The organism is Alcaligenes sp. RM2 (genome assembly GCF_052931795.1).
On sequence record NZ_JBRFIO010000001.1, the window covers coordinates 969,790 to 983,074 of the forward strand.

Annotated in this window: 13 protein-coding genes; 4 read left to right on the top strand and 9 right to left on the bottom strand. The window is 56.2% G+C overall.

The genetic code is table 11. From position 1 onward, the window contains the following. Positions 1-5: 5 nt before the first annotated feature. Complete coding sequence (locus ACU6HM_RS04455; protein WP_009453941.1) at positions 6-392, bottom strand: Rid family detoxifying hydrolase; 387 nt, start codon at positions 390-392, stop codon at positions 6-8. Between the two features lie 73 nt (positions 393-465). Continuing rightward, positions 466-1,242, bottom strand: a complete 777-nt coding sequence (locus ACU6HM_RS04460) for a ferredoxin--NADP reductase (protein ID WP_009453939.1) — start codon at positions 1,240-1,242, stop codon at positions 466-468. A 308-nt stretch (positions 1,243-1,550) separates the two neighbouring features. Here ACU6HM_RS04460 and ACU6HM_RS04465 point away from each other — a divergent pair, with 308 nt between their 5' ends. From ACU6HM_RS04465 to ACU6HM_RS04475, 3 genes are all read left to right on the top strand, one after another. Continuing rightward, complete coding sequence (locus ACU6HM_RS04465; protein WP_009453937.1) at positions 1,551-2,594, top strand: Fe(3+) ABC transporter substrate-binding protein; 1,044 nt, start codon at positions 1,551-1,553, stop codon at positions 2,592-2,594. A 94-nt stretch (positions 2,595-2,688) separates the two neighbouring features. Then, the gene (locus ACU6HM_RS04470) at positions 2,689-4,353 is read left to right on the top strand and encodes an ABC transporter permease (RefSeq protein WP_009453931.1); all 1,665 of its coding nucleotides are present in this window, start codon (positions 2,689-2,691) and stop codon (positions 4,351-4,353) included. Continuing rightward, a complete protein-coding gene (locus ACU6HM_RS04475; RefSeq protein ID WP_035271544.1) occupies positions 4,350-5,132 on the top strand; it encodes an ABC transporter ATP-binding protein in 783 nt (260 codons plus the stop codon). The genes ACU6HM_RS04470 and ACU6HM_RS04475 overlap by 4 nt, the downstream gene beginning before the upstream one ends. 39 nt (positions 5,133-5,171) lie before the next feature. On the opposite strand, the gene ACU6HM_RS04480 is transcribed toward ACU6HM_RS04475, so the two are convergent. Beyond that, a complete protein-coding gene (locus ACU6HM_RS04480) occupies positions 5,172-5,933 on the bottom strand; it encodes a MauE/DoxX family redox-associated membrane protein (protein ID WP_446763379.1) in 762 nt (253 codons plus the stop codon). A gap of 126 nt (positions 5,934-6,059) precedes the next feature. Next, positions 6,060-7,253, bottom strand: a complete 1,194-nt coding sequence (locus ACU6HM_RS04485; protein WP_446763380.1) for an MFS transporter — start codon at positions 7,251-7,253, stop codon at positions 6,060-6,062. Positions 7,254-7,355: 102 nt separating this feature from the next. Here ACU6HM_RS04485 and ACU6HM_RS04490 point away from each other — a divergent pair, with 102 nt between their 5' ends. Next, positions 7,356-8,285 (top strand): LysR family transcriptional regulator, encoded by a 930-nt coding sequence (locus tag ACU6HM_RS04490; protein WP_446763381.1) that lies wholly within the window; start codon positions 7,356-7,358, stop codon positions 8,283-8,285. A 56-nt stretch (positions 8,286-8,341) separates the two neighbouring features. On the opposite strand, the gene ACU6HM_RS04495 is transcribed toward ACU6HM_RS04490, so the two are convergent. The 5 genes from ACU6HM_RS04495 to rph form a co-directional block, all read right to left on the bottom strand. Beyond that, complete coding sequence (locus ACU6HM_RS04495; protein WP_446763382.1) at positions 8,342-8,800, bottom strand: GNAT family N-acetyltransferase; 459 nt, start codon at positions 8,798-8,800, stop codon at positions 8,342-8,344. Between the two features lie 123 nt (positions 8,801-8,923). After that, positions 8,924-10,336 carry a type I glutamate--ammonia ligase gene (glnA, locus tag ACU6HM_RS04500; RefSeq protein ID WP_021446603.1) on the bottom strand — a complete coding sequence of 471 codons (1,413 nt, stop codon included), beginning with the start codon at positions 10,334-10,336 and terminating at the stop codon, positions 8,924-8,926. A gap of 227 nt (positions 10,337-10,563) precedes the next feature. Further along, positions 10,564-11,778: a radical SAM family heme chaperone HemW gene (gene hemW, locus ACU6HM_RS04505; RefSeq protein ID WP_446763383.1), complete on the bottom strand. Its 1,215-nt coding sequence runs from the start codon at positions 11,776-11,778 to the stop codon at positions 10,564-10,566. A gap of 4 nt (positions 11,779-11,782) precedes the next feature. Then, positions 11,783-12,394, bottom strand: a complete 612-nt coding sequence (gene rdgB, locus ACU6HM_RS04510; protein WP_009453909.1) for an RdgB/HAM1 family non-canonical purine NTP pyrophosphatase — start codon at positions 12,392-12,394, stop codon at positions 11,783-11,785. 153 nt (positions 12,395-12,547) lie between these two features. After that, entirely contained in the window at positions 12,548-13,285 is a 738-nt protein-coding gene (gene rph / locus ACU6HM_RS04515) for a ribonuclease PH (RefSeq protein WP_446763384.1), read from the bottom strand.

Genomic DNA, 13,285 nt, shown 5'->3' on the forward strand with positions numbered 1-13,285 from the left:
CGTCTTTAGAAATTGAGGATAGCCTCGACCTCGAACTGAGCGCCTTTGGGCAAGCTGGCCACACCGATGGTGGAGCGTGCGGGGAAAGGCTGGGGAATCAGTTCGGCCATGATGGCGTTGGCGCTGGCAAATCGGGACAGATCTGTCAAAAACAAAGTCAGTTTGACGATGTCGCTCAGGCTAGCGCCAGCTTCTTTGACCACAGCTTCCAGGTTGGCAAATGCCTGACGTACCTGACCTTCAAAATTTTCAGATACCAGTTCGCCTGTGGCAGGCTCCAGACCGATTTGGCCAGACAGAAATACTGTCTTGCCACCCGAAGCAATAATGGCCTGAGAGTATGGGCCTACGGCAGCCGGAGCGGCATCGGTGAAGACAACTTGCTTAGTCATAAGAAACCTCTGATGAGTGTTGTACTATCAGAGTTTAAGCGCCTATAGCTAAAATTAACAGATCTTGGCGTGATTATTTTTCCACGAAGGCGCGTTCAATCACGTAGTCACCGGGTTGACCTACACCGGGCGACACTTCAAAACCGCGTTTATCGAGCATGGCGCTGATATCGGTCAGCATGGCGGGGCTGCCGCACAACATGGCGCGATCCTGAGCGGGATCCAGTTGAGGAATGCCCAGGTCTTCGCACAGCTTGCCGGTCTCGATCAGGTCGGTAATGCGGCCGGTATTGCGGAACTCTTCGCGGGTGACAGTGGGGTAATACAGCAGTTTTTCGCGTACCACTTCACCAAAGTATTCGTTCTGCGGCAATTCATTCTGGATGAAATCCGAGTACGCCAGTTCGCTGACAAAACGCACGCCGTGAACCAGTACCACCTTTTCAAAACGCTCGTAGGTGTCGGGGTCCTTGATGATGCTCATGAAAGGAGCCAGACCGGTGCCGGTGCCAAACAGGAACAGATTGCGGCCTGCGCGCAGGTCGTCAATTACCAGCGTACCAACGGGTTTGCGGCTGACCAGAATGGTGTCGCCTTCTTTCAGGTGTTGCAGGCGCGAGGTCAATGGACCGTCCTGTACCTTGATGCTGAGAAATTCCAGATTTTCTTCGTAGTTGGCGCTGGCGATACTGTAAGCGCGCATCAGCGGCTTGCCATCGACTTCCAGACCGATCATTACAAAGTGCCCATTATGAAAACGCAGGGCGGCGTCGCGGGTGGTGGTAAATGAGAACAGGGTGTCGTTCCAGTGGTGGACGCTGAGCACTTGTTCGGTATTGAAAGCTGCCATGTTAGTTGTCGTATAGAGGGGCAACATTGCCCGGATCAGTAAGCAAATATTTGTCCATTGTACCGAGTTCCCCAGGTAAATCCATGCTGATTCACCAATACGATTTGATCGCAATCAGGACTTACCATTAAGTTCCATGAGTCGCCATTCTCCTGCTTTGGCACAGATAGTACGACGATTTCCAGCCTGGAAACGGGCCCACATTCAAATAGCTCTTGCCTAGTTCCTGCATACGTTTGATAATCATTCACATTTTCTGGCTTACAGCCGATTTTTACGCTATTTACGCCTGTTTTGGAGTGTTGATAATGCGCTTTACTCTTCGTAGCCGTGCCCTGACCCAAGCTTTGCTTCTGTCCGCTATGGGCACTATGTCGATGGCGGCTTTTGCTTCTGGCGAAGTCAACCTCTACACCACTCGCGAACCTGGCCTGATTACTCCCCTGCTGGAAACCTTCAGCAAAGACACAGGCGTGAAGGTCAATACCGTGTTTGTGAAAGATGGCCTGATCGAGCGCGTGAAAACCGAAGGCGACAAGTCCCCTGCCGACATTCTGATGACGGTGGACATCGGTAATCTGCTGGATCTGGTGGAAGCCGGAATTACTCAGCCCGTTGAGTCCGCCACTCTGGACGGCGCCATTCCCGCCAATTTGCGCGGTGCCGACAAACAGTGGTACTCCCTGTCCTTGCGCGATCGCGTGGCCTATGTGGCTAAAGACGTGGATGTAAAGAGCATTCACTACGAAGATTTCGCCGATCCTAAATGGAAAGGCAAGGTGTGTATTCGCTCCGGCCAGCACCCCTATAACACAGCCTTGGTGGCTGCCATGATTGCGCATAATGGTGCAGAAGCGACGGAACAATGGCTGCGTGGCGTGAAAGACAACCTGGGCCGCAAGGCTGCCGGTGGTGACCGTGACGTAGCGCGCGACATTCTGGGCGGCATTTGTGATGTGGGTATTGCCAACGCCTACTACGTGGGCCGCATGAAAAACGCCGAGCCTGGTAGCGATGCCTACAAATGGGGCGAAGCCATCAATGTGGTGCGTCCAACCTTTGCTGATACCAAGGGCGGTGGCACACACGTGAATATTTCCGGTGCCGCTGTGGCCAAGCACGCTCCTAACAAGGACAACGCTGTCAAACTGCTGGAGTACCTGGTTTCCGAGAAAGCCCAGAGCCTGTATGCCAAGGCCAACTACGAATACCCCGTGCGCGCCGGTGTTGAGCTGGACCCCGTGGTGGCCAGCTTCGGCCCCATGACGATTGATCCTTTGCCATTGACTGAAATCGCCAAACATCGCAAACAAGCCAGCGAGTTGGTAGATAAAGTTGGCTTCGACAACTAAAATCGCTCTACTCTTTTTCTACGACCGCCAGCTTTGAGAAATCAGAGCGGCGGTCGTCGCGCATTTAAGCGCCTGTAATACCTAGCCTTTCATAATGCCCTTTTTTCGTCGTCTGCCCTTTTGGTCCCTGGCTGCCGCTGTGATTGCCCTGATCGTGGCAGCGCCTGTGATTACCCTGCTGACCCACGCCTTAGGCGGTTCGACTGAGCACTGGTCGCATTTGTTCCAGTTCGTTCTGCCTCAAGCCATGAGCAATACCTTGCTGCTGCTCCTGGGGGTCGGCGTGGTGGTGAGCTGTCTGGGAGTGGGGTCAGCCTGGCTGATTACCGCCTACGAGTTTCCCGGACGACGGGTCTTGCAATGGGCTTTGTTGCTGCCGCTGGCAGTGCCGACCTATATCGTGGCCTTTGCGTATCTGGATTTGCTGCATCCGATTGGCCCGATTCAGTCTGCCATTCGCTACGTCTTGGGCTATAGCAGCCCGCGTGAATTCCGTTTGCCAGATCTGCGCTCCTTGGGTGGCGCAATTTTTCTGCTGGGTTCGGTGCTCTACCCCTATGTATACCTGAGCACGCGCGCCATGTTTGCGACACAATCGGCCAGCTTGCTGGAGGCTGCCCGCATTATGGGTGAATCGGGCCGCAGCGTATTTTTTCGGGTCGTGTTGCCCATGGCCCGCCCCGCGATTGCAGTGGGTGTCAGCCTGGCTTTGCTGGAAACGCTGAACGATATTGGTGCTTCCGAGTTTCTGGGCGTGCAGACCCTGACGGTGTCTATTTACACCACCTGGGTAACGCGCTCGGATTTGGCGGGTGCCGCGCAAATTGCTGTTTCCATGCTCTGTCTGGTGGCGGCGTTGATCAGCATCGAGCGTTATGGTCGCCGCCGCCAAGCCTATTCCAGTAATCAGCGTTCCGAACCCATTCGACCTACCCGGTTGAAAGGCTCCGCTGCCTGTATCGCCATTGCTTTGGGTGTAGCGCCCGTGCTGGTGGGCTTTGTGGCCCCCTCCCTGTATTTGTTGAATGAGACCATCAAGCATGTGAGCTTGGCGGGCGGTGTGTCGGCGCAATTGCTGAGCAGCGCCTGGAACACCTTGTATATCGCAGCGCTGGCCACTATCGCGACCCTATCTTGTGGCTTGGTCGTCGCCTGGGCTGCTCGGGCAGTACGTTCGGGACGCAAACCGCGTCTGGCCCGTTTTCTGGCAGGTGTCAGCAGTCTGGGATACGCCATTCCGGGAACCGTACTGGCGATTGGGCTGTTGACGCCCCTCGTCATGTTTGACTCTTTCTACAATCAAGTCATGTCCTGGTTTGGTGTTTCGGCGACGGGTTTGTTGTTGATGGGTTCAACGCTGGCTTTGGTTTTGGCTTATACCCTGCGCTTTCTGGCGATCTCGGTTGGCGGTATTGAAGCCGGGCTGGCTCGAATCCCGGCATCGCTGGAGCAGGCTTCCCGTTTATTGGGTGAAACCCCGGCGGGGACGCTGAAACGTGTGCACTTGCCCTTGCTGCGTCCCGCCATGGGCGCGGCTGCCTTGCTGATTTTTGTTGATGCCATGAAGGAGCTGCCTGCGACCTTGTTGCTGCGTCCGATGAATTTCGAGACCTTGGCAACCTGGCTGTATGCGGAAGCGGCTCGTGGGACTTATGAGGAAGGCGCGGTTGCCGCCTTGGCCATTGTGCTGGCCGGTTTGATCCCCGTTATTTTATTGGCACGTACTCAATTGATGGCCTCTGGCCCACGCGCATCATGAACGATTTTCTGGATTTGCAGGCGATTACCCTGTCCTACGAAACGTCTGAAGGTTTTCGGCCGGTTGTTGACCAGCTCAGCCTGCATTTGCCCCAAGGGGAAATTGGCTGTCTGCTGGGGGCCTCGGGCTGTGGCAAGACCACGGTCTTGCGGGCCATTGCCGGTTTCGAGCCTTTGCGTGCCGGACATATTCTGTTGAATGGCCGTGTCTTGTCGGCTGTGTCTCAGCAAGTGCCGCCGGAAGATCGCCATGTGGGCATGATGTTCCAGGATTACGCCCTCTTTCCTCACCTGACAGTAGAAAAAAACGTGGCCTTTGGTCTGCGCAAATGGGATAAAGCCCAGCGTCAGGCTCGAGTACTGGAAATGCTGGAACTGGTCGATCTGGCCCGTTTGGCGCAGCGCTATCCGCATGAATTGTCGGGTGGCCAGCAGCAGCGCGTGGCTTTGGCACGCGCCTTGGCTCCCAAACCCTCTCTGCTGTTGCTGGATGAACCGTTTTCCAATCTGGATGTGGATACCCGCGAGCGCTTGGCGTTTGAGGTGCGCGACATTCTGAAAAGCGCAGGCATTACCGCGATTCTGGTCACCCACAATCAGGCTGAAGCCTTTGCGATTGCCGATCGTATTGGTGTGATGCAGGCTGGCAAGATCATCCAGTGGGATACGCCTTACAGCCTGCATCATCGTCCTGTGAATGACTTTGTGGCGGACTTCATCCGCCGCGAAGCCATCATGGCGCAACGGGCCCAGGCCTTTTTGCGTGGCGAGCCTGCGTAGTTGCAAGTACGGCAGATCTAGCGTGCGCCATGCTGTCCTCTACGCGCTGATCAAGGACGGCTTGATCAGCATCCAGACTGCCATCGCCACCATCATCAGGTTTTCAGTTAGAGAGACAAAGCCCAACGGCACCTTGCTGTCGCCACCCACGCAAGCGCATTTCAGTTCGCGCTTGTCGATATAGACCGCCTTGAACACTGACCAGGCACCGATGCTACCAATAAATAAGGCGATGGGCACAGACAGCCACATCAGGGCACCGGCCAGCATCAACGCGCCGGCCACTGCTTCTCCAAAGGGGTACAGATAGGCGTAGCGCACCCATCGTTGGGCCAGCAAGTCGTAGTTCAGGAACATGGTGGCAAAGCCGTCCACATCTTTGAGCTTCTGCACGGCCAGCAAACACATGGCAATGGCAATAAACCATTCCAGCGCCTGGAGCAGGACAATCTGTCCGAATGCCGCCCAGGAAACAGCTAGCGCCATCAAGCCAGCCATCACAAACAAGGCGATCACGGGCGTGTAGCTGACGGCATCCTTGTCCTTGACCTTCCCACCGAAATACTCGACCAGTTCGTCATAGCCCCCTATCCGTTTTCCATTGATAAAGGTCTGGGGGGTTGTGCTGACTTGATGCTTGGCCTTGAAAGCGTCAATCTCTTCGCGATTCCTGAGCCAGTGATCGTCCAGCTCGTAGCCTTTGCGTTTGAGCAGTGCGCGTGCTTTAAGCCCGAAGGGACAGATATGTTCTGCCGTCACCATGCGGTAAAGCTCGGCGTGTTTGGCGGTGTGTGTAGCCATATGCGACTCCTTTGACGTGATGCTGTTTGTCGGAAGCCCTCCCCTGACGCTCATGCAAGCGTTTATCTGACACCCTAAACCAGGTGTCAGGAAGTGTGAGTAAGCAGGTGTAGTGATTTAGTAGTGTTAGTGATCGATTGTTTTTGCCTGATCGTAAGGTCTCAGGGGCTGGGGGGTAGCGCATCGCATGAAAATGGGCAGAACAAGGGCAACAAACGCTGTCAGGAGCAGCAAGACATGAAGGTCTGGCACGGATACATCCAGGGTGCGGAGCAGTAGGGAGGGAATAGCCAGAGCAATAAAGCTGCCGATGTGGTTGCCTGTGGTTTGCAAAGCCATGAAGCGGCCCCGCTGAGCTTGAGTGGGGTAGCTGGTACTGCGGGCGCTGGCGCAGACTAGACGGGTGTAGCTGCCCGTCATGAACATAATCATGAATACGTGAGCTGTTCCCCACCCCAGGGCTAGCATGATCAAGGACAAGAGCAAGATCAACGTACCCAGATCAGAGATACGGGTCTCGCCCCATTTTTTGATGCCCGTAGCGGATAGGCGGGAGGCGATCAAGGCGGCGACACCGCCCAACATGAAGATCACAGGCATTTGCTGTGCTTGAGTGTCGTAGCGTAGCGCCAAAACGGGGATCAGGACCGGGATCAGTAATAGTGAGCCTGCCTGCGCAATAGCCGGCAGGCTTAGCCAGCGCCAGGCCTCTTTACCTAGAGCCAGTGGTGAGGGTTGCGCTGCAACGCAAGGGTTGGAAGGCAGATAGCGATGAGCAATTGCGACGGCAAGCAGGCAGAGCACGGCCAGAGTCATCAAGGCGATACGCCAGCCCAGTTCTACGGCGATGAACAAGGTGACGGGCATTCCGGCGATACTGACCAAGGCAAAGGCGCTGACCACAATGGCAATCGCGTCGGTACGCTGCTCGGCATTCATGCCATGCAGCAGTAAAGTCGTTGCGGCGCTCATCAAAAAACCACCTAGCAAACCAGCTCCCAGACGCAGCAGGATAAATAGCCCGAATTCGGAGCTGATGGCCCCCAAAGCGGTTAATACGACCAAGAGAATCAGTGCCAGGAGCAGTAAAGGCTTTAGTGCCGCGCGGTGCATCCACCGTGCAGCCAGGACGCCCGATAAAGCGGCGCCGCCCATATAGGCGGAAGCGGCATAGCCGGCGTAGGTGGCAGGAACATCAAAGTCCACTGCCATCCAGACAAACAAAGGCGTCAAGGCCATGAATTCCAGAGCATGAACAAACTGGATAAAAGACACGGCACGGGCACGTAGCCGGGGACGAAACACTTCAGAGTTAGACATGACGATACGCATAAAGAAAGAGGCCTCTAGCCTAATTCTTCGCGGTTTTGATATGTAGTCTCTATACTTCGAATATTAAATTATCAAAACCGGGACAATTCCATGACTCCCCAGATGAATTTGAATGCCTTGCGGGTTTTTATCCAGGTAGCTGAAAGTGGCAGTTTTACGGCTGCAGCTCAGGTGCTGGATTTGCCGACCTCCAATGTCAGCCGTTATGTGGCGCAACTGGAGCGGCAGATTGGTCAGCGCTTGCTGGAGCGCAGTTCCCGGCAGCTGCGTTTGACCAGTGTGGGCCAGGGCTTGTTTGATACCGTTCAGCCCTGGTGGGGAGCCTTAAAGCAGGCTGAACAGGATTTGCTGGATCAACGCACCCGTTTGTCGGGACGCTTGCGGATTTGTATTCCATCCGAGGTGGGGCCGTTTCTATTGGCGGGTGTCCTGGCGGATTTTGCGGCCCAGCATCCGGATCTGGAACTGCATTGTCAAACCAACCTGGAAGGCCCTGGTGTGCTGGCGCAGGATTTTGACCTGGCCTTATTGATGTGTCGGGGTGCTTTGCCAGACAGCAGCCTGGTGGTGCAGGAATTGTATTCTTTTGATTGCCAGGTCGTGGCGGCACCTGCCTTGATCGAGCAATGCGGTATGCCCAGCAGCCTGGAAGAGTTGGAACAGTTGCCCTGCATTACGACCGATACGGCTTTGGATGGCCAGGCCTGGCAGTTTGTCTTGCCCGATGGTCGCTTTCAAATTTTGAACGTCCCCAGCCGCTTTCGTGTGAATAGCGGTTTGCTGGCGGGAGCTGGCGCCGTCAAAGGGCTGGGTTTTGCGATTCTGGTGCGGCAGGGATGTGAGAAAGAGATCGCCCAAGGGCGTCTGATTGCCGTTCCCCTGCCCTTGCCGCCTGCCCCTTTGCGTCTGGTACTGGCGTATACGCATCGACGACACTTGTCGAACTCGGCACGTGCCTTGATTGAGTATCTGAAGGCCCAAGCAGATATCGGCACCTTGCCTGGATTAAACACCCATTAACTTGGGGGCTTTGTAGGGTTTGAGCTTGGGTCGTCGTTGCAGCAACCGACGCTATATCAAGCAATGACGGCTGCTTTGACCATCTCAATATGAGGAATGCCGTCCTCGTCGTAGATCTCGCCCACAGGTTCAAAACCTAAAGAGCCGTAGAACTTCTGCAAATGCGCCTGTGCGCCAATGCGTATGCCTGCGCCAGGATAGTGGGCTTCCGTAAAGCGGATCGCTTCAGCCACTAGCGCGTAGCCGATTTTCAGGCTACGGAACTTGGCCAAGGTCAGGACACGGCCAATGGAAGGCTCATCATATTTCAGGCCCGGTTCGACAACGCGAGCATAAGCAGCCAGCTCGCCGTCCTTGAGCACGGACAAATGCCAGGAATCCAGGTCCAGGCCGTCCACGTCCTGGTAGGCACACTCCTGCTCCACCACAAACACCGCCTCGCGAGCCTGGATGATTGTGTACATTTCCCGCGTGGACAGATCGTCCAACCGTTTCCATTGAAAAACCAGGTCCATCTTTACTTCCATGACGATAAGGTTTGGGTGACTGCGTATGGTAATCGTCCGAGGGCAGAATAAAAAGAGCGGCCCGAACGCCGCTCTTTTTGATCGTACTGGCCAAAACCAGTGCCTTCGATCTTACAGGCTGTAGTACATGTCGAATTCGACCGGGTGCGGAACCATACGCAGACGGGTGATTTCGGCTTGTTTCAGCTCGATGAAGGCGTCCAGCATTTCATTGCTGAACACACCGCCACGGGTCAGGAATTCGCGATCTTTGTCCAGGGACTCGATCGCCTGTTCCAGCGACACGCAAACGGTTGGGATTTTTGCATCTTCTTCGGGTGGCAGATCGTACAAGTTCTTGTCGGCTGCATCGCCGGGGTGAATCTTGTTCTGCACACCGTCCAGACCGGCCATCATCAGGGCCGAGAAGGCCAGGTATGGGTTGGCCATTGGATCGGGGAAGCGGGCTTCCACACGACGCGCCTTGGGGTTGCTGACGTAAGGAATGCGGATCGAGGCCGAGCGGTTACGGGCGGAGTAAGCCAGTTTCACTGGGGCTTCAAAGTGCGGAACCAGACGCTTGTAGGAGTTGGTCGTGGGGTTGGTGATGGCGTTCAGGGCACGGGCGTGCTTGATGATGCCGCCAATGTAGAACAGCGCGAACTCGGACAGACCGGCGTACTCGTTACCGGCAAACAGGTTCTGGCCGTCTTTCCAGATGGACTGGTGCACGTGCATGCCGGAACCGTTGTCGCCGACCACGGGCTTGGGCATGAAAGTTGCCGTTTTGCCATAAACGTGAGCCACGTTATGGATGGTGTACTTCATGATCTGGTTCCAGTCCGCACGCTCGACCAGAGTCGAGAAGCGCGTACCGATTTCCAGCTGGCCGGGAGCGGCCACTTCGTGGTGGTGGATTTCAACAGGAACGCCCTGCTGTTCCAGCAGCAAACACATTTCAGCGCGCAGATCGGCAAAGGAGTCTGTAGGCGAAACAGGAACGTAGCCGCCTTTGACGCCAGGACGGTGACCCAGGTTATTGCCATTGAGTTCCAGACCACGCGACCAGGGAGCTTCTTCAGAGCGAATCTTCACGAAGCTGCCCGACATGTCGTCGTTCCAGGTAATACCGTCGAACACGAAGAATTCCGGCTCGGGACCAAAGTATGCGGTATCGCCCAAACCGCTGGAGCGCAGGTAGGCTTCAGCACGCTTGGCCAGCGAACGTGGGTCGCGGTCGTAACCTTTCAGATCGGAAGGCTCGACCACATCGCAGGTCAGAATCAGGGTGGGCTCTTCACGGAACGGGTCCATACGGGCGGTTTTGGCGTCCGGGATGAGCAACATGTCCGAGGCTTCGATTCCTTTCCAGCCAGGCAAGGAAGAGCCGTCAAAGGCGACACCAGACTCAAAGCGATCCTCGTCCACCGCGTGTGCGGGGGTGGTCAAGTGGTGCTCACGGCCCAGGGTATCGGTAAAGCGGAAATCGACAAACGTGATTTCGCGTTCGGCGATGATCTTCAGAACATCTTCGGGGGAGGACATGGTTACTCCAGCGTCAATGACGTTAACAAAAAGTGAGGAGGAGTGGCGCGGATCATTGTGTAACCCACTACGGCAGGTCTTAATTACGTGTATCGGGATTGCCGCTGAGTCTGATCCAAACAGCGCAATACCGATAAAGTAGTTATGGCATAGGACTTACCAGAAATTAATTGTAGAGCAATTGTGCAGATGCACAATAAAAAATGTCTTAAATAAACAATTAAATGTCAGGAACCTTCATCAGGAAGGAATGCTTCCTGTAAATCATTTAAGAATCGCCAGCCTAAATCGGTGGTTCGAATACGAACCGGATCGGAAGCCAGCAAACCTTTCTCGATATTGCGCTTGATCACGGGCAGGATGTTCGCAAGGGGCACACCCGTGCGTTCCTGGAAGTACTGGGCGGGTACGCCCTCTTTCAGGCGCAACACGTTCAGCATGAACTCAAAGGGCAAGTCTTTGGGTGTGACACGGGCATTGTGCGCATAGTGGCTGCCGTCGCGCTTGATGGCGTTCTGCATCCATTGCGCCGGGCTGCGGGTGGTAGCAGTACGGATAATGCGGTCGTGAAAGGACAGCTTGCCGTGGGCTCCCGGGCCTATGCCGATATAGTCGCCAAATTCCCAGTAATTCAGATTGTGGCGGCTATGGCCACCGCGCTTGCTGTAGGCCGAGATCTCGTACTGGTTCCAGCCGCGGCTGGCGGTCAGCTCGATCAGGCGGTCCTGCATGGCGGCGCTGTCGTCGTCATTGGGCAAGGCCGGCGGGTATTTCGCGAAGACGGTATTGGGTTCCAAAGTCAAATGGTAGAGCGACAAGTGCTCGGTCTCATAAGACATGGCCTGCAAAATGTCCCGCTCGGATTGCGCTGGGGTCTGGCCCGGCAAGGCGTACATGACGTCCAGGTTCACGCGGTCCACGGCTTTCATGGCGGCTTCAATAGCCTGTTGCGCTTGCTGGCTGTCATGAATGCGGCCCAGCGCTTTCAGGGCCTCATCGTTAAAGCTCTGAATGCCCAAAGAAATCCGGTTCACGCCACTGTGTGCAAAATCCATGAAGCGCGAGGCTTCGGAAGCTCCAGGATTGGCTTCCAGCGTAATTTCTGCGTCGGGCAGCAAGTTCAGGTGGGATCGCAGCAAGGCCAGCATGCGGTCCAGCGCCTGGGCTGACAGCAGACTGGGCGTGCCACCACCGATAAATACGGAAATTACCTGCCTGCCCCAGACCAGCGGCAGGGTTTGCTCCAGATCAGCCTGCAAGGCGTCCAGATACTCGTTTTCGGGCAGTTCCGTTGGTGCTTCGTGTGAGTTGAAGTCACAGTATGGACATTTGCGCACGCACCAGGGCACGTGCACGTAGACGGACAAGGGCGGCAGGCTGGGCAGCAAGGTGGCCGGGCCGGAGCCAGGCCGGATGCGTACCTCGGGAGAGAAAACAGTCATGGTGTTACTCGGCGGCCAGACGGGCCAACAAGGCTTGCATGGCTTGCGCCCGGTGGCTGTATTTGTTCTTCACTTCAGGAGAGAGCTGCGCCGCAGTTTGCTTGAGCTCTGGCAGATAAAAGTGAGGATCATAGCCAAAGCCGTGCTCGCCAGCGGGTTGATCCTGAATCTCCCCCTCCCAGACGCCTTCAATCACGATGGGCCGTGGGTCCTGGGCATGGCGCACATACACCAGAACAGCCACATAACAGGCGCGACGGTCGCTTTGTCCTTGCAGACGCTGGACCAGCAAGGCGTTATTGGCTGCATCGGACTTTTCACCGCCCAGTTCGCGAGCGGCAAAACGGGCGGAATATACGCCGGGGGCTTCGTCCAGGGCGCGCACACAGAGGCCGGAGTCATCGGCCAAGGCGGGCAAGCCGCTTAATTGGCTGGCATGACGGGCCTTGGCCAGTGCATTCTCGATAAAAGTGGCAAAGGGTTCCTCGGCCTCGGGAATGTTCAATTGGCCTTGAGGAACCATGCTGATACCGGCCTGAGCCAGGATGGCGGAAAACTCCTTGAGTTTGCCAGCATTGTTGGAGGCCAGGACGACACGCTTGGATTCAGTGTTCATAAGTCGCAGCAGGCGGCAAAGCGCCCTGTTCAGTAAAAATGGCAAGGCGCCGTGCCAGGCAGTGTGTGCTGCATGGGACGGCGTCCCAATAGCGGTTTGTCCCGCTGCCTGGCGGTGTCGCGCAGGGAGCAGGACAGACCCGTTTCATCGCGATCAGCCCTGCAAGGCTTGTTTCTGGGCTTGCATCAGCTCGGCAATGCCCTGCTCGGCCAGATCCAGCAAGCGATTCAAGGTGGGGCGTGCAAAAGTCTGGCCTTCGGCGGTGCCCTGCACTTCCACCAGATTACCGCTGCCTGTCATGACGATATTCATGTCCACGCCGCAGGCGGAGTCTTCCAGGTAGTCCAGGTCCAGGACGGGGTTGGATTCGAACACGCCGACCGAGACGGCCGCCAGTTGATCCAGAATGGGCGAGGCTTGCAGCTTGCCCTGCTCTTGCAGGCTGCGTACGGCCAGGCAGGCTGCGACCCAGGCCCCAGTGATGCTGGCGCAGCGGGTGCCGCCGTCGGCTTGCAGAACGTCACAGTCAATGTGAATGGTGCGCTCGCCCAGGGCTTTCAGATCAAAGACAGCGCGCAGGCTGCGGCCGATCAGACGCTGGATTTCCTGGGTACGGCCATTTTGCTTGCCACGGGCCGCTTCACGGTCCGAGCGCGTGTGCGTGGAGCGAGGCAGCATGCCGTATTCCGCCGTTACCCAGCCCTGTTCCTTGCCTTTCAGAAAGGGAGGGACTTTGTCGAGCACGCTGGCATTGCACAGAACATGGGTTTCACCCAGACGGATCAGTACCGAGCCTTCGGCGTGACGGGTAAAGCCGGTCACCAGTTCGATAGGACGGCATTGTGCAGCAGATCGACCCGAGGGACGTGCAATCGTAGCGTTTTCAGACAA